Source organism: Streptomyces sp. NPDC031274, from assembly GCF_055570235.1.
The window spans coordinates 184968-205135 of record NZ_JBVIHP010000002.1 but is presented as its reverse complement, the minus strand read 5'-3'; the positions used below and the strand labels follow the sequence as shown (position 1 = coordinate 205135).

18 protein-coding genes are annotated in these 20168 nt (G+C 69.5%); 9 read left to right on the top strand and 9 right to left on the bottom strand.

Features of this window, described 5'->3' with window-relative positions:
• Positions 1–164 precede the first annotated feature (164 nt).
• Positions 165–1430, top strand: a complete 1266-nt coding sequence (locus tag ACZ5CR_RS03910) for a helix-turn-helix domain-containing protein (protein WP_468853300.1) — start codon at positions 165–167, stop codon at positions 1428–1430.
• A 106-nt stretch (positions 1431–1536) separates the two neighbouring features.
• Here the strand turns inward: ACZ5CR_RS03910 and ACZ5CR_RS03905 are convergent, their stop codons facing one another.
• Together ACZ5CR_RS03905 and ACZ5CR_RS03900 are read right to left on the bottom strand one after the other, a co-directional pair.
• Positions 1537–2277 carry a 4'-phosphopantetheinyl transferase family protein gene (locus ACZ5CR_RS03905; protein WP_468853298.1) on the bottom strand — a complete coding sequence of 247 codons (741 nt, stop codon included), beginning with the start codon at positions 2275–2277 and terminating at the stop codon, positions 1537–1539.
• Positions 2278–2365: 88 nt separating this feature from the next.
• Positions 2366–4591 carry an MMPL family transporter gene (locus tag ACZ5CR_RS03900; protein WP_468853297.1) on the bottom strand — a complete coding sequence of 742 codons (2226 nt, stop codon included), beginning with the start codon at positions 4589–4591 and terminating at the stop codon, positions 2366–2368.
• A gap of 225 nt (positions 4592–4816) precedes the next feature.
• Here ACZ5CR_RS03900 and ACZ5CR_RS03895 point away from each other — a divergent pair, with 225 nt between their 5' ends.
• From ACZ5CR_RS03895 to ACZ5CR_RS03885, 3 genes are read left to right on the top strand one after another with little or no spacing between them, the layout of a single operon-like run.
• Entirely contained in the window at positions 4817–6049 is a 1233-nt protein-coding gene (locus tag ACZ5CR_RS03895; RefSeq protein WP_468853295.1) for a sensor histidine kinase, read from the top strand.
• A 5-nt stretch (positions 6050–6054) separates the two neighbouring features.
• The gene (locus ACZ5CR_RS03890) at positions 6055–6732 is read left to right on the top strand and encodes a response regulator transcription factor (RefSeq protein WP_389900320.1); all 678 of its coding nucleotides are present in this window, start codon (positions 6055–6057) and stop codon (positions 6730–6732) included.
• Positions 6733–6754: 22 nt separating this feature from the next.
• Complete coding sequence (locus ACZ5CR_RS03885) at positions 6755–7579, top strand: DUF4097 family beta strand repeat-containing protein (protein WP_468853292.1); 825 nt, start codon at positions 6755–6757, stop codon at positions 7577–7579.
• A gap of 110 nt (positions 7580–7689) precedes the next feature.
• Here ACZ5CR_RS03885 and ACZ5CR_RS03880 read toward each other — a convergent pair whose 3' ends face one another.
• The 5 genes from ACZ5CR_RS03880 to ACZ5CR_RS03860 form a co-directional block, all read right to left on the bottom strand.
• The gene (locus ACZ5CR_RS03880) at positions 7690–9219 is read right to left on the bottom strand and encodes an aldehyde dehydrogenase family protein (protein ID WP_468853291.1); all 1530 of its coding nucleotides are present in this window, start codon (positions 9217–9219) and stop codon (positions 7690–7692) included.
• A 114-nt stretch (positions 9220–9333) separates the two neighbouring features.
• Entirely contained in the window at positions 9334–9615 is a 282-nt protein-coding gene (locus ACZ5CR_RS03875; RefSeq protein WP_468853289.1) for an acyl carrier protein, read from the bottom strand.
• Between the two features lie 104 nt (positions 9616–9719).
• On the bottom strand, positions 9720–11405 hold the full coding sequence (locus ACZ5CR_RS03870) for an acyl-CoA dehydrogenase (protein ID WP_468853287.1): 1686 nt from the start codon (positions 11403–11405) through the stop codon (positions 9720–9722).
• Positions 11402–13087 (bottom strand): acyl-CoA dehydrogenase family protein, encoded by a 1686-nt coding sequence (locus tag ACZ5CR_RS03865; RefSeq protein ID WP_468853285.1) that lies wholly within the window; start codon positions 13085–13087, stop codon positions 11402–11404. Before ACZ5CR_RS03865 ends, ACZ5CR_RS03870 begins: the two co-directional genes overlap by 4 nt.
• Positions 13084–14847 carry a fatty acyl-AMP ligase gene (locus ACZ5CR_RS03860; RefSeq protein WP_468853282.1) on the bottom strand — a complete coding sequence of 588 codons (1764 nt, stop codon included), beginning with the start codon at positions 14845–14847 and terminating at the stop codon, positions 13084–13086. The genes ACZ5CR_RS03865 and ACZ5CR_RS03860 overlap by 4 nt, the downstream gene beginning before the upstream one ends.
• A gap of 445 nt (positions 14848–15292) precedes the next feature.
• On the opposite strand from ACZ5CR_RS03860, the gene ACZ5CR_RS03855 reads away from it, so the two are divergent.
• On the top strand, positions 15293–15886 hold the full coding sequence (locus ACZ5CR_RS03855; protein ID WP_468853280.1) for a DUF1707 SHOCT-like domain-containing protein: 594 nt from the start codon (positions 15293–15295) through the stop codon (positions 15884–15886).
• Between the two features lie 12 nt (positions 15887–15898).
• On the opposite strand, the gene ACZ5CR_RS03850 is transcribed toward ACZ5CR_RS03855, so the two are convergent.
• On the bottom strand, positions 15899–16336 hold the full coding sequence (locus ACZ5CR_RS03850) for a TM2 domain-containing protein (RefSeq protein WP_468853278.1): 438 nt from the start codon (positions 16334–16336) through the stop codon (positions 15899–15901).
• 489 nt (positions 16337–16825) lie between these two features.
• Here ACZ5CR_RS03850 and ACZ5CR_RS03845 point away from each other — a divergent pair, with 489 nt between their 5' ends.
• Genes ACZ5CR_RS03845 through ACZ5CR_RS03830 form a run of 4 tightly spaced genes read left to right on the top strand, consistent with a single transcriptional unit; the run spans position 16826 to position 19465 of the window.
• Entirely contained in the window at positions 16826–16972 is a 147-nt protein-coding gene (locus ACZ5CR_RS03845) for a lasso RiPP family leader peptide-containing protein (protein WP_468853275.1), read from the top strand.
• A 5-nt stretch (positions 16973–16977) separates the two neighbouring features.
• Entirely contained in the window at positions 16978–18783 is a 1806-nt protein-coding gene (locus ACZ5CR_RS03840; RefSeq protein ID WP_468853274.1) for a lasso peptide isopeptide bond-forming cyclase, read from the top strand.
• On the top strand, positions 18774–19037 hold the full coding sequence (locus ACZ5CR_RS03835; RefSeq protein ID WP_468853272.1) for a lasso peptide biosynthesis PqqD family chaperone: 264 nt from the start codon (positions 18774–18776) through the stop codon (positions 19035–19037). The genes ACZ5CR_RS03840 and ACZ5CR_RS03835 overlap by 10 nt, the downstream gene beginning before the upstream one ends.
• Positions 19034–19465, top strand: coding sequence for a lasso peptide biosynthesis B2 protein (locus tag ACZ5CR_RS03830; protein ID WP_468853269.1), 432 nt, complete (start codon positions 19034–19036; stop codon positions 19463–19465). The genes ACZ5CR_RS03835 and ACZ5CR_RS03830 overlap by 4 nt, the downstream gene beginning before the upstream one ends.
• A gap of 22 nt (positions 19466–19487) precedes the next feature.
• Here ACZ5CR_RS03830 and ACZ5CR_RS03825 read toward each other — a convergent pair whose 3' ends face one another.
• On the bottom strand, positions 19488–19868 hold the full coding sequence (locus ACZ5CR_RS03825) for an FKBP-type peptidyl-prolyl cis-trans isomerase (protein WP_468853267.1): 381 nt from the start codon (positions 19866–19868) through the stop codon (positions 19488–19490).
• Positions 19869–20168 lie beyond the last annotated feature (300 nt).

Sequence of the window (20168 nt, the reverse complement as noted above, 5' to 3'; positions counted from 1 at the left end):
ACAGTTCGACAGCTCCACCAAACGAGCTCTACGCTGCCGCCGTAATAACCGGTGACAGTGCTGCAAATCCCATGCGGCACTTGACCAAGAGCGATGGCCACGAGGCCGGGCCTTGTGGCAGTCGCTTGCCACCCCCCGGCAAGCCGAGGCGATCCCGGAGGACGATGATGATCGAACAGCCCGCGTTCGGACGCAGACTGAGACAACTGCGGGTGCAGCGCGGCCTTTCCCAGAGCGAGCTAGCGGGCGACGAGGTGTCGGCCAGCTATGTCTCACGCGTGGAAAGCGGGCAGCGTTCGCCCAACGATTTGATCGCGGCCTTCTTCGCTCGCCGGCTCGATGTGCCCCTGGAGTCCCTGGCGAGCCCCGGTTCCCAGGACGAGGGCGAACTCCGCAGTCGACGCCTCGACATCGCCGGCAGGCTGCTCGAGGCACGCGCCCTGCGCAAGGACTGCGAGCTGGCCGATGCCGCGGAGCTGCTGCGCGGCATCGGCGCGGAGGTCGGCGGGCACGCCGAGGAGGATGTGCTCTGGGAGGCCGCCTGGGATCTCGCCGACATTCTGCGGGAGCTGGGCAACGCCGCCGAGGAACACACCGTCCTCACCGGTCTGGCCGAGGCCGCCCTGTCACAGGAGACTCCCCGGCTTGCCGCTCGCGTCGCCACCGCGCTCTCCAAGAACCTGCACCGTCAGGGGCGACTGGGCGAAGCCGTCCGCACCGCCGAGCACGCCGTGTCGGTCACCGTCGCACTGCCGCCCACCGCACACGAGCGGGTGGGCGCGATGCTGGCGCTGGTCAACTCCTATGCCGACAGTGGAGAGCTGGAGAATGCTTCGAGCCTCGCCGACACTCTCCAGGAGATCGCCGAGGACATCCCGTCCCGGCAACTGCGCGGCCAGGTGTACTGGGCGGTGGGCAGTGCCCGCTTCCTGTGCGAACGGCCGCGGGACGCGACGTGGCTGCACGAGCAGGCATTCAACTGCCTGCATCCGGACGCGAATCTGGCGGCCTGGGCCCGGCTGTGCCGCGCGTCGGCGGCGCTCCGTCTGGAGTACGACCCCTCGGACGACGCCGCGAAGGAAGCGGCGCGGCTGCTCGCCCGCGCCCGCCAGGCCCTCGAACTCGTCGGCCGCGATGACGACATGGCCGACCTGATGCTGGCCGAGGCCCAGCTGGCGCTGCGTCTGGAACAGCCGGAGCGGATCCTGGAACTGACGGCCAAGGTACGCGAGGGCGGCGCCGAGCTCCCGCTGGCGGGACAGGGGCAGTGCCATCTGCTCGCGGCCCGGGCGCACACGCTGGCCGGGGACATCGAGGCGGCCAAGGACTGCTACCGGCACGCGGCCGAGACTCTGGACCGGGCCGGTGCCTACCGCAAGTCCTCCGAAGCCTGGCGGCAGTTGAGCGAACTGCTCGCGACCGGCCCCTGAAAGGGGCCGGTCGGAGCCAACCGGCTGACCGGACGGGCGCGCCGGGGGAAGTCGCGCCGGTCCGATCAGCCGGAGTTCAGTGGGCAGAGCGCCTGCCATACGGAGTTCAGTGGCAGTGCGCCTGCTGGAGGGACGGATCGAACATCCAGGTGTGCAGGGCGCTCACGGGCCCGGCGACCGCGGCGGCGGCCACCGTGCCGCGCCCGCCGGGCAGGTCGCACACCTGCACCTCGGCGACCCCCGCGCCGTCCGGCAGCGGCACAGCCACGGCGCCCACGCCGTCCTCGACGAGCACGTCCACCTCGTCCGGCGGCACGCGCAGCCCGTAGCCCGCCGCGCGCAGCACCGCCTCTTTGCGGGTCCACAGACTGAGGAAGAACATCTGCCGAGCAGACGGCGACAGCCTGCGAAGCAGCCGCTGTTCCCACTCCGTCAGGGCCAGATGAAGGTTCTCGCCGTACGCCACGTCGCCGTCCTGGACGTCGACACCGACCTCGCTGTCCAGAGACACGGCAACCAACTGCTGGCCACCTCCGTAGGCGGCGCTGAAGCACACCTCACGGTCCACCAGAGCGAGCCGTCCGTGCTCCGAGCGGCAGAACTCGATGTCGACCGGGCTGCGCCCGAGAACCCAGCCGAGCACTTTGCGGGTCAAGGCTCGAGCTCGTAAGAAGGCCGATCCGTCGCCGACACGGCCCAGCACCTCCGCCGTGTCGCGCTCCTCATCGGTGACCAGGTCCAGCGCTTCCTCGACGTCTTGGCCCGACGGACCCAGAGGCGCTCTGAACACGTGGAGTTCGCCCGACCTCACCACCAGACCGGAAGGAACCGCGGCCCACCCACCCATATCCCTGATCTCCTTAGTTCGCTGGCCGCCGGGTTGGGGAGGGGAGGTCCCGGGCAGGGGCCCGGGCCCTCCCTCCTCTGAAGTCCGATCAGTCGTGGGAGACAGCCGGGACCTTGCGCATCGACCGCGGCTCGTGCCATGCCCGTGCGCCCAGCAGTGTCAACGCGGCAGGCAGCAACACACCGCGGATCAAGGTGGCGTCAAGGAGGATGGCGACGGCCAGGCCCACACCCAGCTGCTTCATCTCGAGGGTCGACAGCGTCGCGAACACCGCGAACACCGCGACCATGATCACGGCAGCTGTGGTGACCACGCCGGCGGAGGTGAGAATTCCGTGCCTAACCGCCGCATGTGTGGAGCCCCCCAGCTTTACACCCTCGCGAATCCGGCTCAGAACGAAGACGTGATAGTCCATCGACAGGCCGTACAGAACAACGAACAGGATAAGCGGAAGCCAGGAAACGACCGCTCCATTTGAGTCAAAGCCCAAGATGTTTTCGGCCCACTCGTTCTGGAAGACCAGAACAAGTACACCGTAAGCGGCCGCAACGGAGAGGACGTTGAGCAGCCCGGTCAGGATCGCGAGGGCCACCGAGCGGAACGCGAGCAGCATGATCCCCAGGCAGAGCACGGTGACGAACCCGATCACCATGGGCAGCCGGTCCTCCAGGGTCTGGGAGAAGTCCGCCGAGAAGGCCGTTTCGCCGCCGACGGCCCACTTGTCGACATCGGCATCCTCCAAGGCCTCCGGCGCCAGCTGCGAGCGCAGCAGCGTCAGCGTCTCCTTGGCCTCGGAGCCACCCGCGTCGCCGCTCACGTGCAGTTCGAGCCTGGACACCGTCCCGTCCTGGGACACGGCGAGGTCCGGCTTCTCGGAGTCGGCGAACCTGCCGGTCGCCACCGCCTTCTCGTGCAGCCCGGTCAGTACCCGGGCCACATCGCCGGAGCTGGCCTTGTCGGCCTCGACGGCCACGTCGTGGGACGTGCCCTCGCTCGGGAAGGCCTCGACCACCCGATCGTACGTCTTCATGATCGCGTAGGAGCGGGGCAGATCCTCGTCACCGGGCATCTTCAGCTTCATGCCGAGGGCGGGCGCGGCCAGCGCCAGCATCGCCACCAGGCCGATGACCAGGCTCACGCCCGGCGCCTTCAGGACGGGACGCAGCACGGCGGCCCACAGCTTGCTCTCCTTGCCCACCGCGGTGGTGCGCCGCCACAGCAGCGGGATCCTCGGCCGGTCGATCTTGTCGCCGAGGCCCGCGAGTACGGCCGGAAGCACCGTCAGGGAGCCGAGCACGGCAACCAGGACCACCAGGACAGTGCCCAGGGCCAGCGAGGAGAAGAGCATGCTGCCGGAGAGGAACATTCCGGCCATGGCGATCGCCACGGTCAGACCGGAGACCAGGACGGCCCGCCCCGAGGTGGCCGCCGCGATGCGCAGCGCCGCGTCCGGAGATTTGCCGAGAGCCCGCTCCTCGCGCCGGCGCCGGATGTAGAAGAGTGAGTAGTCGACCCCTACCGCGAGACCCATCAGCAGGATCAGACTGGCCTGGTTCTCGTTCACGGGGACCAGCAGCGAGGTGACTCCGGCCAGGCCGAACGCGAAGACCACCGAGGTGATGCCGAGCAGTACCGGAATTCCCGCCGCGAGCAGCGCGCCGAAGGCCACCAGGAGGATCACCAGCGTCAGCGGCACACTGATGAATTCCGCCCGCTGGAAGTCGGCTCCCAGCTGCGTGCTCAACTCCTTGGTGACGGAGCCCTTTCCGAGCTGTTCGACGCGCAGGTCGGCATGGGCCTTCTGCTCGGCCTCGGTCGCCTTCAGCATGGGGCCGACCACGCTCTTGGGCTTCTTCTTGTCGTCGCCGCTGCCCAGTTCGAGGGTGACCGGCAGCAGGACGCTGCGCCCGTCCTTCGAGGCGACGGGGTCACCGACCCGGGTCACGTCCTTCACGGTGTCGTACCGCTCGCGCAGCGAGCCGACCACGGTCTCGGCCGTCTCTGCCGACAACTTGCCGCTGCGGGCCTGGATCAGCACTCGCTCGACACCGTCGTCGGCGAAGTCGGCGCCGTCCAGCATCCGTTCGGCGACCGCGGCCTGACCGGTCAGGTTGTCGGCGTCCTCCTGGTCCTGGACGCCGGTGACCATGCTCGCCGCGTACGCGAGGATCACCGCCACGATCCACAGCAGGATGGTGCTCTTGCGGTGCGCCATGCTCCAAGCGGCCGTGCGCTCCACAAAACCGCGTGGGGGCGGTGTCCCCGACGTTCCGGGGCGCTTGTGCGCGGTGTCCTTCTCTTCGGTGACTGACATCGTCAAAGCTCCTCGTCAAGGGGTACGCCGTGACGCTACTCAGCGGCCCCTGGCGCCGTCGGGCGTGCAGCCACCCGTCGGCAGGTAGTGCTGCCACTACCTCAGAAGGGCGCGCCTGCACGCTCGGAACGCCCCAACTCCCGTGCCTAAGATCCTGGTAGTCAATCTGAACCGGAGGGCCCCATGCGGCTGAGGCCACCGCGGATTCGAGTCGCCCTGTACCGCGTGGCACGGGGCCTGCTCTCGAAGGACGCACGCAACGACCTGTTGCAGTTGCTGACCACCCTCGCGATGTCGCCGCTGTACGTCATCCCCATCGTGCTGTTCACGATCGGTGTGTCCCTGACCCCGCTGCTCCTGCTGGGACTGCCGCTGGTGCCCCTGGCCATGAAGCTGGCGGCCTGGATCGCCCGGCTCGACCGCGAACGGCTCTACGTGTTGCGTGAGTTCGCCATCGACATGCCCGTCGCCACCCCCGGCAAGGGCTGGAAGGACCGCCTGGAGCGGCTCTTCGGGCGACGCGCCTGGCGCGAGCTGGGCTTCACCGCGGTCATGACGCTGTGGGGGCTCGGCGCGGGCGGACTGGTGATGATGGTCCTTGCGGCGGGCCTGCTGCTCGCCCTGTTGCCCTTCATCGGCCCCTTTCTGCCGGACGGCTCCGCACTGCTGGGCCTGGACGTGGCGAGCATGCCCGGCGCGATGGCCGGCGGCGTCGTCGGCCTGGCGCTGCTCTCCGGCGGCCTGTGGCTCGGCGGCCCGCTGGCCCGTACCGAGTCCACCCTGGTCGCCCGGATGCTCGGCGCCAACCGCGTCGACCACCTCGTACGCCGGATGATGGACCTGGAGGACAGCCGCTCGCGGATGGTGGACGCCGCGGAGCTGGAGCGGCAGCGCATCGAGCGCGACCTGCACGACGGAGCACAGCAGCGCCTGCTCTCGGTCGCCATGAGCCTGGGCCGTGCCAAGTCCCGCTTCGCACGGGATCCGGAGAAGGCGCAGGCGTTGGTGATGGCCGCGCACGAGGAGGCCAAGGCCGCCATGCAGGAGCTGCGGGACGTCACGCGCGGCCTGCACCCGGCCATCCTCACCGAGCAGGGCATCGAGCCGGCCCTGACCACGATCGCGGCCCGCTGCCCGATCCGCGTCGACCTGGCCGTGCGGCTTCCGCAGCGCCCCAGCCCGCGGGCCGAAGCGGTCGCCTACTACGTTGTCTCCGAGCTGCTCACCAACATCGCCAAGCATGCCGCGGCCGACCGGGCCACGGTCACCGTCCTGCGCGACGAGGATCTGTTGCGGCTCACCGTCAGCGATGACGGTATCGGCGGCGCCGACCCCGCCCGGGGGTCGGGCATCAGCGGGCTGCGGGACCGGGTCCGGGCGGTCGACGGACATCTCACGCTCTCCAGCCCCGTCGGCGGACCCACCGTCGTCGACGTCACACTGCCCTGGAGGGCTTAGCAGACATGTTGCGCGTCGTGATCGCCGAAGACTCCGTCCTGCTGCGGACCGGCCTCGCCAAGCTGCTCATGGACGAGGACATCGACGTCGTGGGGCAGGCCGGAGACGGCGACGAACTGCTCGCGCTGGTCGCCGACCTCGCCCCCGACCTGTGCCTGGTGGATGTACGAATGCCTCCCACGCACACCGACGAAGGGCTGCGCGCCGCTCTGTCGATCCGTGCCACGGACCCGGCCCAACCCGTCCTCGTCCTCTCCCAGTACGTGGAGGCCCGCTACGCCTCCAAACTCCTCGCGCACGGCAGCCTGGGGCTCGGCTACCTGCTCAAGGACCGCGTCGCCGACGTGGACGAGTTCGTGGCCACCCTGCACCGCGTCGCAGAGGGCGGCACCGCCCTCGACGCCGAGGTGATCAGCCAGATCTTCGCGGGCAATCAGAAGCAGGACGGTCTCGCACCGCTCACCGCGCGCGAGCGGGAGGTGCTCGCCCTGATGGCCGAGGGGCTCAGCAACGGTGGCCTCGCGGAACGCCTGTTCATCACCGAGCGCTCCGTCGAGAAGCACATCCGCTCCATCTTCACCAAGCTCGACCTGCTCCCGGACGACCAGGGAAACCGCCGCGTCCGTGCCGTCCTGCAGTACCTCAGCTCCCCATCGACCGACCATCCCACCGAACCGCGCTGACCACCGGACACGGGAGTAAGACATGCACCAGACCATCAGCTCGACCGGTTCGGCACCGCGTCTTCCGGGCCCCTCCCGGCGCTCCGGCCTGCGGCGCGTCATCCGCATCCTCGCGATCCTGACCGGCATCACACTCGTCGGCGGAGGCGCGTGGTACTTGTTGCTGTTCCTGGTCACCCGGACGGACACCGGCTCCGCGGCGATCGACAAGTCGGTGCGGACCGTGGAGGTCGCGATCGACAGCGGCGACGTCCGGGTCGATGTGGCCGGGCAGGGCGAGAAGACGGAGCTGCACAAGAAGCTGACGAAATCGCTGCGCTCTCCCGACGAGAAGATCGAGCGGGACGGGGACACCCTGCGCATCACCACCACCTGCGGGGACGGCATGGGGCAGTGCGGGTCGGACTACACCCTGACGGTGCCAATCGGCACCCGGGTCAAGGTCGATACACGGCTCGGTGACGTGTCCGTGACCGGCGTACGGGCCTCAGTGGAGGGACGCACGCGGATCGGCAGCGTCAACGTCGAGCACGTGAGCGGCGAACGGGTCGTCGCCGCCAGCAAGACCGGCGCCATCACGCTCAAGGACGTCGACTTCGAGGTCGCCGAGGCCACGTCCAAGATGGGGGACATCCGCGTCGATGAGGTCGAGCCGTTCAAGAAGCTGAAGGCCGTCAGCAAGATGGGCGACGTGGAGCTGCATCTCCCTTCGGGCGCGGGCCCGTTCGCCGTGAACGCCGTGACGAAGATCGGCGACCGGAAGGTGGCGGTGGACCAGGACTCCTCCTCCGGTACGGCGGTGGAGGCCCGCACGAAGATCGGCGACGTGACGGTACGCGACGACTGAGGATGGTCAGCACTGAGGCACCGCCCGGAGGGCCCTCCGGGCGGTGCCTCAGTGCTGTGCCTACGTGCGGTGCCTCTGTGCCGTGCCTCAGTGCTGTCCGCGTGGGGCGTTCAGGACAGCCGGAAACCGAAGTCCGCGTCGATGTCCCGGACGTCCATCTGCGCGCGCTGCAAGGTGCCCGCGTAGTCCCAGTTCATCGACTGCCACGAGGTGAACTGGTCGATGACCCAGATGCCCGACTGCCGACTGCCGTTCCCGGAAAGACCGTTGCCACCGAACGGCAGATGTGCCTCCGCGCCCACCGTCGAGTTGTTCACGCTGACCATGCCGGCCGAGCAGCGCTCGCGGAAGGAGAACGCTGTCCGCGCCGATCCGGTGTACACCGCCGCCGACAGCCCGTACCCGTGTCCGTTGGCAAGCGCGACGGCCTCGTCGAAAGTGTCGTACGCCATGACCGACACGAGCGGCCCGAAGGTCTCGGTCCGGTACAGCTCGTCGTCCGGCCGCACCCCGGCCACGATGGTCGGGTGCGCGAACACTCCGGTGTCCGGGTCACCCACGAAGCCCTTGCGCGGGCTGTCGGAGGTGATCCGACCGGTGGCGCCGGAGCCGGAGAGCTTGTGGTGCGGTCGTACGAGCTCCAGGGAGCCGAGGAAGTTCTCCAGGTACCGCTCGCCGATGAGCGGCCCGTAGAAGACCTCGTCCCGTCGGGGATCCCCGATGGCCAGATCCTCCACGGCCGCGCTGAAGCGGGCGAGGAACTCGTCGTGCACATCGCGGTGGGCGATCACGGAGCCCAGCGAGGTGCAGCGCTGCCCGGCTGTGGCGAAGCCGCTGAACACCGCGCCCTGGACGGCGAGCTCGAGGTCGGCGTCGTCCGCCACCACGAGGGGGTTCTTGCCGCCGAGCTCCAGGCACGGGGACTGCAGGTGCCGCCCCGCCAGCTCGCTCACCCGGCGCCCGGCCGCGGTGGACCCGGTGAAGCCGATCTTCTGTACGAGCCCCTCGGCCAGCGCCCGTTCGAGCCCGGCGTACGTGGTCTCGCCGTCGGCGTGCACCAGGCGCAGCACATCCTGCGGAACCCCGCCGGCCCAGAACAGCGCGGCGAGCGCCTCCGCGACGGCGACCGCGGACTCCGACGGCTTCCACACCACGGTATTGCCGCAGAGCAGCGCCGGTACGAGGTACCACGCGGGTACCGCGGCGGGGAAGTTCGCCGCGGTGATCACCGCGGCGGTGCCCAGCGGTCTTCGGTAGGTGAACAGCTGCTTGTCCGGCATCTCGCTGGGCACGGTCTGGCCGTACAACCGCCGTCCCTCCCCCAGGAAGAAGTCGCAGGTGTCGATGACCTCCTGCACTTCCCCCAGGGACTCGCCGTACGGTTTGCCGACCTCCCGGGTGATCAGCGCGGCCAGCGCCTCCTTGTTCTCCGCGACGAGTCGGCCCACGTTCTGCGCCACCCGCCCCCGGAGCGGTGCCGGCCACGAGGCCCACGCGCTCTGCGCCTCGTGGGCGGCACGTGCCGCCTCGGCCAGGCCGTCCGCGTCGCTCAGCGTCCGCTCCGCGACGACATCCTTCAGATCCGCCGGGTTGCGCGACACGGTGAGCCGCTCGTCGGCCACGTTCTTCAGCTCGGCCACGTTGGAAAGCCCTCCCCCTCGGTGTGAAAGACAACACACGGCCGTTCGGACACTCGGCCGCTTGTCAAAGCTGCTGTCATTTCTTATGAATGTGCTGTCACAGTTGCTGTGCCATCAGGCCGTTCTCGCCCGCTCCTCGCGTTCCGCCAACAGGAACTTGGCGAGCTGGGCGATCGTCGGGTGGTCCCACACGGCCGTAGGCTGCACACGGATCCCGAGCCAGTCCTCCACATCCGCGGTGAAGGCCACGACCGCGACGGAGTCGAGGCCGTACTCGCCGAGGTCCTGGTACGGGTCGACCGCCTCTTCCAGGTCGGGCACGTACTCACCGACGCGGGCGACGAGCCAGTTCTCCAGTTCGTCGAGGGTGATCGGGTCAGATACGGGGTTGGACATCTGATTGCTCCTCAAGAGTCGGGTGCTGCTTGTCCGGGGTGACCGGTCTGGGCTGACTGGTCCGGGCCGGCTGCTCTGTTCTGTCTCGCGTCTGTCTCGCGCGGTCACCGGTACCTGCGCGCGGAGAGACCGAAGCTCACCGTGCGGTCGTCGCGGTCCAACAGCTCCTCGACGAGCGCGCCTTCCACCTCGATCGGCACGTCGTCGGGCCGCCCGGAGTCGATGCCGATGAGCCGGGTCAGCGCGGCGACGAGCCACTCCGGCCGGGCCAGGAAATCGCCGGTCGGTGCGTGCCGCCACACACCGATGCACGCGGCGGCGGCCAGCACGGTGGTGTACCGGGCCGCCAGATCCCGCACCTCGACCGCGGCGGCGATCGACAGGTCCCGGGGCCTGAGGCCGGCACACGACTCCGTGAGCGATTCAAGGCGCCGCACATGGGTCTCGATCAGCGGCCGCAACGCCTCCGGGACATCGTCGTCGAGCGCGGCGTTGAGGGCCTGGGCAAGCCCGTCCTGCCCGCCCGTGACCACCTGGAGCCCGGCCAGGTCGAGCGGCGGCAGCTCGGCGTCCGGGACGAACAGCGCGGCCGGAGCGGGTGCGGCGTCGGACCACGCCCGGCGTGCGAGCACCGGAAGCTGCGGAAGTATCGCGGACAGACAGGCCGCGCGGGCGATGTGTCCGAAGCCGACCGGCTTGATGTCCCGTGCCATCTTCTGGAACACCGCGTGTTCCCCGTCGCGGCGGTAGAACTCGGCCCCCATCACCAGCGAGAGCTGCTCCAGCGCGTCGAGCAGCACCCCGGCCAGGAGATACTTCACAGCAGGTGCGTACACGCTGCCGGACGCCGGCAGCACGTGCAGCGACCTGGCGGCGACCGTCGCGAACGCCTCGCACAGCAGCTGGTCGGCGAACGCGTTGGCCAGTGTGGTGCGCACCATCGGAATGGCCGCGACGTCCCGGCCGTAGAGCCGACGCCTGCGTACGTGGTGCAGTGTGACGCGCAGCGAGGTGTCCAGCATCGCGGTGCTCATGGCAGGCATGGCGATGCGGGTCAGCTGGAAGGCACGGGCCACCGTCTCGATCCCGGTGCCCCGGGCGCCGACAACCGCGTCCGCGTCCACCGGGCAGTCCCGCATCTCGATCCCGCCCAGGCGCACGCCGCGCATCCCGACCGAGCGGAACCGCGGGAGGAAGCGGAAGCGTTCGGGATCGAGCTCCGCCACCGGTACGAACAGCTGCGAACAGGCACGCGGGCCGCCGGTGGGGTCGGAGCGGACAAGGAACACCACGCCGTGGGCCCGGTCCAGGTTGGTGATCGACTCCTTGCGGCCGTTCAGCGCCAGGCCGCCGTCCGTGGATGTGGCCGAGAACTCGACGGAGCCGATGTCGTTGCCGTGCGCGAGCTCATGGAACGCACAGGAGATCTTCTTGCCCGCAAGCAGCAGCTCGGCCGCGTCGCGGCGCTGGCCGGGCGATCCCGAGGTCCATATGTTGACCGCGCCGAGCAGCGAGCTGGAACAATGACCGAGGCCGAGGCTCGGGTCACGCCGGTAGACGGAACGCATCAACTCGACCAGGTGGTCCACGCGTTCGAGGCGACCGCCCAGCGAGCCGGGCACGAACTCGGCGAGGATCCCGAACTCGTCCAGCGCGTCGGTACCGCCTTGAGGAACCTCCTCGCGTTCGTCCGCGGCCACGACGGCGGCGAACCCCGCCGGGTTGTCCGGGTCGAAGGGGTCACCGAGGCGCTCCTCCAGCGCTTCCATGCGCGTATGGATGTCGCTCATGCCGTCACCTCCGCCGGCGCGGCGAACAGCGAGACGCGGTCACCCGCGTCACCGAGCAGAAGGCTGCCGAGTTCGTCGAACGTGCCTGTCGCCTCCGGCGGCGGCGCGCCCAGGCCTTCCAGTACCAGGGCGAGACAACCGCGCAGCCAGAGACCGTCGCGCCACCAGTCACGGTCGTGGTGCTGCGGGTTCGCGACCCACAACGCCAGGGCCGCGGCGCCGGCGTGGCACCACTCGTAGCGCTCCGCCAGGCGCATCGCCGCCGTGGCCGGAGGCCCTGCGACTGGCCGCAGGTCGGCGATGCGCTCGCTCAACTCGGCCTGGGCTTCCAGGAGTCGGGCGGCCAGATGTTCGGCGCCGGTCGGCGGATCCACCGCAAGTCGGGCCACGAGGTCTCCGAGACTCCTCAGCACCGTATTGTCGCGCGCCATCACCTCCAGCCGGAGCGGATCGAGGGGCGCGGGCTCGTGGTCCTCCCGCAGCCACTCGTGTACGGGAGCGCCGACCGGCGTGGCCTGGCGGCGGCCGGGCCGGAGCACCGGGAGGCTGGAGGCGAGTGCGCTGCGGTTGACCCAGGTGCTGCCGTCGAAGATGCCGACGATCTGGTGGTCCCGCTCGATCTTCGCGAAGCCGCCGTAGCCCTCCACGCCGGTCAGGAAGCCGCGCGCGCCGAGCAGTTCACCGACGAGACGGAGCTGCCCCTGGATGAGTGTCGGTACGAGCGCCTTGGTGATCGCGGACACGGCGCTCAGCTCCTCAGGCACCTCGTGCGCCGACCGCGCCGCCGTGTACGCGACGGCCTCGGCGAGCAGAAGACGCGCCACCGACCGGCCGGCGACGGTGCGCGCGTGCGGCAGTTCGGAGAAGCGCCGACCGTGCAGTCGTCGCTCGGCCAGGAACCGGCGGGCGATCCTCAGGGCGTGGTCGCCCGCGCCGAGCGAAAGCGCCACACAGGCGACACGGGTCAGTTGCAGCGACTTGAGCACCAGTTCCAGGCCCCCGCCGACCGTGCCGACGAGCGCGTGAGCGGGCACCCGGGCGTCGAGGAATTCCACTCCACTGATATCCGCGCTCCGGATGCCGTGCGTCGGCATCTTCGGCAGGTGCCGCACGGTCCCGGGCGACGTGGCCCGCTTGTCCACAAGGAAGACGCTGAATCCGCGCGGCCCGCCACCGGGGTCGGTGCGCGCGAGTACACAGACGAAGCGCCCGCGCGTCGCGTTGTTCACCGGCCATTTGCGGCCGGACAGACGCCAGCCGGAGCCCTCCCGGGTCGCCGTGAGTTCACCGGCGAGCAGGTCGCTGCCGCCGCCCGGCTCGGTGAGCCCCCAGGCCACCGGCTCCCCCGCCATGACGTGCCGGGCCAGGGAGGCGGCCGCTTCTGTGTCGCCCGCGGCCCACACCGAGACCGAGCCCAGGAACGTCTTGCCGTGCGCGACCGCGACGGTCAGGTCCCGTGACGCCACCGTGCGCAGCAGGGCATGCATCTCGTCGACGCGCGCGAGGCGCCCGCCGGACCGGCTCGGCACGTAGTGGTCGGGCAGCCCCCACTGATCGAGCGCCGCACACGCCTCGGCCGGGAAGGTCTCGGCTTCGTCGTGTGCGGTCAGCAGCGCCGGATCGAAGGGGCCACCGGGCCGCGCCCAACTCTCGACTTCCCTGGCGAACTCGTGCGTTCTCAACTCGCCTCTCCCGTCCGCGCGGTGACCGGCTCGGCCTGCGGCCGGTAGCCGTCCGCCCACAACGGCTGCAACTCGCCACTGACGTACAGCGAGCGCATGGAGGACCGCTGGACCTTCCCGCTCGTGGTGCGCCGGACCCCGCCGCGTCGCATGATCAGCACGGAGTGGGCCCGCAGGCCGAACTCGCGGGACACGGTCTTCCTCATCTGTGCGGCCAGTTCGGCCAGTTCCTGCTCGGGGGACCGGCGGCGCACCTCATGAATCACCACGAGGTGCCCGTCGTCGCCGTCGTCAGTGGGTATCGATACGACCGATCCCACGGTGTCGCGCAGCGGTTCGTGGTGAAGGCGCAGCTCGTGCTCGATGTCGTGCGGGTAGACGTTCCGGCCGCGGATGATCATCATTTCCTTGATGCGGCCGGTCACGTACAGCTCTCCGTCGACGAGCGCGCCGAGGTCTCCGGTGCGCAGGAATCCGCCCTCGTCGCCGAGCCCGCGGCCGAATGTCGCATCCGTGGCTTCCTCGTTGCGCCAGTAGCCGCGCACGACCGAGTTGCCGCGCAGCCAGATCTCGCCGATCCGGCCGGGCGGGAGTTCCTGGAGTGTCCGCGGGTCGACGATCCGTGCGTCCATGTCGAGCAGTTCACCGCAGCTGACGAGGGTGCGGCCCGCGCCGTCGGCGGTCGGCTCCACCCGGCCCTGCTCCAGCGCGTCGGGGGTACAGGACAGGACAACGGGCTTACGGCGCGGGGTACTTGAGACGAGCAGCGTCGCCTCCGCCATGCCGAAGCACGGTGCGAAGCTCTCCGGCCTGAACCCGGCCGACGCGAAGCGTGCGGCGAAGTCGTCGAGCACGCTCGCCTTGACCGGTTCCGAGCCGCTGACGGCGTACTTCCAGCGCGACAGGTCGAGGCCACGGACATCGTCCTCGGACACCCGCGTGACGCAGAGTTCGTACGCGAAGTTCGGTGCGGCGGAGAGCGCGATGTCGAAGTGGTCGATCAACTGGAGCCACGTCCGAGGACGGCGCAGGAAGGCGGCGGGGCTCATCAGAACCGTGCCGTGTCCGGCGAGGAGCGGCGACAGGATCAGCCCCATGAGGCCCATGTCGTGGTAGTTCGGCAGCCAGCCGCCGAACCGCTCGCCCTCCGCCAACGGGAACGTCGCGGCTGTCGTCGCCGCGTTCGCCAGCAGGTTTCCGTGGGTGACCACGCTGCCCTTGGGGTCGTTCGTGGAGCCGGACGTGTACTGCAGCACGGCGGTGGTCTCGTGGTCGGAGTCGTGCACCTGAAGGTCATCGGCACGGAGCGCGAGATCGAGCTGCGGAGAAAGCACCGGCGCGGTGAATCCCTGCTGCTCGGCCCAGGCGACCACCTCTTCCCTCTCGTCCGGCGCGGTCAGCACACAGCCGACGTCGGCATCGTGGGCGATGCCGAGCACCCGTCGCTGGTCCTGCTTGTAGCGTCCGGGCATCGAGGAGGGCACCGCGACCAGGCCGGCATAGAGGCAGCCGAGCACGGACGCGACGAACTCGGCGGACGTCGGCTGGAGCAGCAGCACGCGGGAGCCCACTGGGCACACCTGCAGTAGCTGCTGCGCGAACACGCGTGCTGCCTGGTCCAGTTGGGCATAGCTGAGCAGCTGGGCCGACGCCGGATCCGAAGGGTCACTGACGAGGGCGACCGCCGGCTGGTGACCGCGTTCGCGAGCGTGCAGTTCGAAGATCTCGGACACGCTTCTCGCGCCGAGGAGATCCATCATTCTCGTCTACTCCTGGTATCGAAGGGATCGAGGACTTTGTCGGCGGGCTCACGAGTCCTGCGAGATGACGGGTTGGCCGGATGACACCGGGAAGCCACCGGACGAATGCGGCGGGAACGGCTTCGCCACCCCTGAGTCGGGGAGAGAGGCCGGGAAGGATGTACATACTGATCGTGCGCTGACGCAGGCCTACAGTTCGCTGGTCCGGCGGCGTACTCCGCCGTTCACGACAGCCATTCCGACTCCCCCCTGAGTCGTCACAGAACTTGACTTCACTTCGTCACGCGAGTCACAACTCTAGACAGGGAATGCGTCAAACCTCAAGAAAATAATGGCAGGTTCCTTGCTATCCCGACGTGACCTGCGGCGATGTGGAGGATTCGCGCCGCGGCGGGCCCGGAGCCATGAGTCCGTCCCACAAGTACGTTGGCGGACAGGCGTGTTCATGCTAGTAAGCGCTGGACCACCGCGAGTCGACCGACGCTATGGTTGCGGCATGTCCTCCGTGCCAGAAAACTTGCCGTCGCGGATCTCCGAGGTTGACCGCGACATGACTGTAGAACGCCTCCAAGAGGCCTTCGCCGAGGGGCGCATCCCCCAGGAGGAGATGGATGCGCGTCTGCACGTCGCGCTCACCGCCGAGACACCCGGCGAGCTGGCGTCGGCCCTGGCCTCGCTGCCCGCCAGGGACGAGGGCCCGACCGTCGTCGTCGACTCCGTCGGCGGGCTGATCCAGCGGCGCGGCGGATGGCACGTGCCGCAGGTCTTCAGGGTCACCTCCAAGATGGGCAAGGTGTACCTGGATCTGTCACGAGCCGTCATCAAGCACCCGGTGGTCGACATCGAGCTGCGTCTGGACTACGGGTGGGCCTGGATCGTCGTGCCCCGTGACGCCACGGTCGACTACGAGGGCCTGACCGCCAGTTGGAAGCAACCTGCCTACAAAGCCCCGCTGCGCGGCGGATCGAGCGGGCCGCGCATCCGGATCTCCGGGAACATGGGGTACGGCCGGTTGCGGATCAGGCACCGCCGCAGCTGATCGTGTCGGCCGTCAACCGCGCAGGACACGGCCCTCGGCGTCGGTCTTGCCCCTGACGGTGAGCAGGACGATGCCGTCGATCAGCGTCCAGACGCCGAGGCCGCCCAGGGTGAAGAGCTGACAGAGCGCCATGCCGTTGTGGCCGGTGTAGAAGCGGCCGAAGCCGAGGGGGCCCAGGAAGATGGAGAGCACTCCCGCGATGTTCCTGGACTTGTCGGAGTACGGCCGTCCGAACGGGTCGTAGCCGTAGGGGGCTTTGGTGTCGGCCGTGTGACCGGCGGGGCCGGGGCCCGGCGTCGCGGCGGGGCCGGGCGTCGCAGCGGGGCCCGGCGCCGTGGCGGGCCGGGTCTCACCGAGGTAGCCGTCATCGGGGTGGTCGTACGGGGGCTCGGCCTGGCCGGTCGGCAGCGAGGGCCGGTCGTGCGGGCTGTTCGGGATCTGGTGGCTCACGAGCGAGGTCCTCCGAACGGACGTGGTGCGGGAACTGGGGCGACCGCGAGGGGAATCACCGTTCAGAGCTTCCGTGCCACAGCGTCAGCGCCCGTCCCAGACTGACCAATGGGAGTCATCGGCGTCCAGTCCGGTTCCAGACGTTCGTCCCAGGCCTGGCATACGCGCCGGGACGAGTTTGTGACCGAAGGCAGCGAAGGCGATACCACCGATGAGTCACTTCCTTGTCATTTCTCGTCATGATTCTGTCATAGTAAGGACCCGTCAGGCGGCCGCAAGGTTGCTCGCGTCGGCGACGAGTACAACTCCCCACCTCTGACTGCCCCTTCACCGGATTCGAGCAGATCCATGCCGGAGTCGCCGAGCGATGCGGCGCATGGCCGAAAGACTTCCCGCGCTCGATGCGGCCGGGAACGCCGAACCCTTCAGCCGGAGCGCAGGGGCGGCGGCGCACACCGAAATGCAATCCGACAGCCGAAAGGAAGTGCCATGAGCGACAGAACGACTGAGGGCGAGCAGCAGGTCAACGAGGTCTACGAGCCGCCGATGCTGACGTCGGTGGGTGAGTTCTCCGAGGACACGCTGGGGTTCGGCAGCCGGTACACCGACGTCCTCGGCGAGCAGGGCTGGGGCTGATGTAGATGCCCACCGGGTTCTTCGTCCTGCCGGACGTGCGGCGCAGCGCTCTCCCGTTCCAGGCGTCCCGGATCCTGACGCACCGCTCGGGGCTGCCCTGGGTGGCGGGCAATTGGCCGTCCGACGAACTCGTCCAGGCGGACGCGGGCCCGGTGCGGGTGGCGGTGATCGGGTTCTGCCCGGTCACCCCCACCCGGCTGGCACAACTGGCGGAACGCGTACGCACCTTGTCCGACGTGGGCGCCCTGGCTCGGGCTCTGCCCGGCAGCTTCCACCTGGTGGCCCTGGTGCACGGCCGGATACGGGTGCAGGGCAGCGTGACGGGTCTGCGGCAGATCTTCCACACCAGCGTCGACGGCCTGCCGGTCGCAGCGGACCGGGCGAGGCCGCTTGCCGCGCTGGCCGGTGCCGACATCGACGAACAGGCGCTGGCCACCCGCGTCGCCTGCGGCGGCATGTTGCCGCCCCCGCTGAATGAACGCAGCATGTGGTCAGGGGTGTCCGCCGTACCGCCGGACCACTGCCTGATCATGGATGAAGGCACCACCCGAGAGGTCCGCTGGTGGCAACCGCCTTCTCCGGACGTCTCGTTGGAGGCGGGCGCGGCCCACGTACGCGATGCCCTGCATACGGCGACGGCCACCCGACCCGGTACGCGGGGCGGGCTCAGCGCGGATCTGTCCGGAGGGATGGATTCGACCACGCTCTGCTTCCTGGCCGCACGCGACGACCCTGAGCTGATCACCTTCCGCTGGGAGGAGGCCGAGACAGGCAATGACGACGCCGTCTTCGCCCGCCTGGCCGCTCAGTCCTTGCAGAGGGCCAGGCACGTGGTCGTGCCTCAGCGTGAACTCCCCACGGTCTTCGCGGATCCGGACGAGGCAGCCGACACCGAGCAGCCCTATCTGTTCGGCCGAACCCTGGCCCGCATGCGCTTCACGGCCGACACCCTGGCGGCACACGGATCACGCCACCACCTGGCCGGGCACGGAGGTGACGAGCTGTTCTACGGGTTCCCCGGATACCTCCACCGGCTGCTGCGCCGACGCCCGCTCACCGCACTCAGGCACCTGCGCGGTTACAGCGCCCTCCACCGCTGGCCGTTGGCGCCCACCGTGGCCGAACTGGCACGCGACGACAGCATCGCGACCTGGTGGCGAGACCAGGCGGACCACCTCACTGAGCCGTATCCACAGGGCCGCCGCCCGTCCCTCGGCTGGGGAGTGGCACCCCTGCGGGCGCCTGCCTGGGTGACGCCCCACGCCGCGGACACCGCCCGTGAGGCACTTCGGCGGACGGCCCAGGAGATGACCCCCTTGGCAGCGGACCGCGGACAGCACCAGACCCTCCTGGCGCTGCGCACCACCGCCCCCGCGTACCGGCAGTTCTCCCGCCTGTTCACACCGGCCGGGATCCAGCTGCACCAGCCCTTCCTCGATGACCGCGTCGTGGAAGCGGCGTTGGCTGTGCGACCGCACGAACGCACGTCCCCGTGGCGCTACAAGCCACTGCTCGCCGAATCGATGCGCGGTATCGTGCCGGACCCCATCCTGAGCCGTTCCACCAAGGGCGACTTCAGCGCGGACCTCCGCGTCGGCTGGCGGCACAACCTCGGCACGCTGGTGGAGCTGTTCGCCGATTCGGCCCTCGCGGACCTGGGCCTCATCGACCCCGGCCTGCTGCGCGCCCAACTCCTCTCCTCCCAGGCGGGCCTGACCAGGGACATCGCCGTCGAGCACCTGCTCGGCTGCGAGACCTGGCTGCGCACCGCACGGGCCACCCGCACCCCTTCGGGAGAACCATGCGTCTGACCCTGGACCCCGATGTCGCCGTTGCCGAGACCGACGACGGCGCCGTCCTCCTTCACCAGCTCACCGGACGCTACTGGCAGCTCAACCGCACGGGCGCCGATGTACTGCGTCTGTTGCTCGACGGATGTGGGAGCGAGGAGGTGGCCGACCGACTGGCCCTGCGTCACGCCATCGATCCGGGTGATGCCCACCGCGACGTCGTACGCGTGACCGACGAGCTGACCACTGCCCGGCTGTTGAGGACCACATCATGAGCGCCCCCGTCGCACTCGACAAGCGACACCGACTTGTCATGCACCGAAGGCTCGTACCGCTGGTGGCCGTCGCCGTCGCCCGCATCCTCGCCAAGCTGCGACCGGCCCGGCTCAGAGCGGTACTGGAGTTCGTCCGCCGCGGCGCCGCCCCCGCCACTGCCGAGCAGGCGATCGCCGCACGACAGGCCGTGGTGTCGGTGAGCCTGCGCTGCGCCGGACAGGCGTGCCTGCAGCGTTCGATTGCCACCGCTCTGCTCTGCCGCGCACGGGGAACATGGCCGACCTGGTGCACAGGCGTACGCACCAGACCCTTCATGGCCCACGCCTGGGTGGAGGCCGACGGTCAACTCATCGGTGAGCACTTTCCAGTCGGCCACTACCACCCGCTCCTGACGATTCCACCCACGCCACGCAGCGTGAGGCGCTGACCGGCGTCGGCGGGAACGGCCATCAGACTGCGACGGAGAGCAGGTCCACCACGAAGACGAGTGTCGAGTGCGCCGGAATCAACGGCGAGGGTGACTGTTTGCCGTAGCCGAGGCGCGGGGGAACGATGATCTCGCGCCGACCACCGACCTTCATCCCTCTGACCCCGCGGTCCCAGCCCTTGATGACCTTGCCACCGCCCACGGCGAACTTGAACGTCTGGCCCCGGTCCCAGGAGGTGTCGAATTCCTTCCCGGACTCGAAGGTGACCCCGACGTAGTGAACCCGGACAACCCTGCCCGGCTTCGCCTCAAGCCCGTCCCCGACAACAAGGTCGCGGATGGTCAGTTCGATGGGAGCGTCACCCTCCGGAAGGTCGATCTCGGGCTTCGTCAGTTCACTCATCACAGCCTCATTCGCTCGCCGCCGGAAGCCTCATACAGACCAGCCAGGCGCATGGTCACTCTATGCGGTAGATCGAACACCCCGCCCCACCCCGCCCGCAGCCGTACACCAACCTGTACCGGGCCGTGGCAGGGACCGTGGCAGGCTCCCCCCGGGCGGCTCTGGGGGGGGGCGGGGGGGGGGGGAGGGGGGGGGGAGGACGGGGGGGGGGGGGGGGGGGGGGGGGGGGGGGGGGGGGGGGGGGGGGGGGGTGTTCTCTACGGAGCATATGGAGCAGAAGTACGTCGCCGCAGGGATGAC

What these genes read in the sequence shown, in the direction of transcription:
- ACZ5CR_RS03910 (WP_468853300.1), top strand. Translation starts at nt 165, where the DNA reads ATGATGATCGAACAGCCCGCGTTCGGACGCAGACTGAGACAACTGCGG.
- ACZ5CR_RS03905 (WP_468853298.1), bottom strand. Translation starts at nt 2,277, where the DNA reads ATGGGTGGGTGGGCCGCGGTTCCTTCCGGTCTGGTGGTGAGGTCGGGC.
- ACZ5CR_RS03900 (WP_468853297.1), bottom strand. Translation starts at nt 4,591, where the DNA reads ATGTCAGTCACCGAAGAGAAGGACACCGCGCACAAGCGCCCCGGAACG.
- ACZ5CR_RS03890 (WP_389900320.1), top strand. Translation starts at nt 6,055, where the DNA reads ATGTTGCGCGTCGTGATCGCCGAAGACTCCGTCCTGCTGCGGACCGGC.
- ACZ5CR_RS03885 (WP_468853292.1), top strand. Translation starts at nt 6,755, where the DNA reads ATGCACCAGACCATCAGCTCGACCGGTTCGGCACCGCGTCTTCCGGGC.
- ACZ5CR_RS03875 (WP_468853289.1), bottom strand. Translation starts at nt 9,615, where the DNA reads ATGTCCAACCCCGTATCTGACCCGATCACCCTCGACGAACTGGAGAAC.
- ACZ5CR_RS03870 (WP_468853287.1), bottom strand. Translation starts at nt 11,405, where the DNA reads ATGAGCGACATCCATACGCGCATGGAAGCGCTGGAGGAGCGCCTCGGT.
- ACZ5CR_RS03860 (WP_468853282.1), bottom strand. Translation starts at nt 14,847, where the DNA reads ATGATGGATCTCCTCGGCGCGAGAAGCGTGTCCGAGATCTTCGAACTG.
- ACZ5CR_RS03855 (WP_468853280.1), top strand. Translation starts at nt 15,293, where the DNA reads ATGCTAGTAAGCGCTGGACCACCGCGAGTCGACCGACGCTATGGTTGC.
- ACZ5CR_RS03845 (WP_468853275.1), top strand. Translation starts at nt 16,826, where the DNA reads ATGAGCGACAGAACGACTGAGGGCGAGCAGCAGGTCAACGAGGTCTAC.
- ACZ5CR_RS03840 (WP_468853274.1), top strand. Translation starts at nt 16,978, where the DNA reads ATGCCCACCGGGTTCTTCGTCCTGCCGGACGTGCGGCGCAGCGCTCTC.
- ACZ5CR_RS03835 (WP_468853272.1), top strand. Translation starts at nt 18,774, where the DNA reads ATGCGTCTGACCCTGGACCCCGATGTCGCCGTTGCCGAGACCGACGAC.
- ACZ5CR_RS03830 (WP_468853269.1), top strand. Translation starts at nt 19,034, where the DNA reads ATGAGCGCCCCCGTCGCACTCGACAAGCGACACCGACTTGTCATGCAC.
- ACZ5CR_RS03825 (WP_468853267.1), bottom strand. Translation starts at nt 19,868, where the DNA reads ATGAGTGAACTGACGAAGCCCGAGATCGACCTTCCGGAGGGTGACGCT.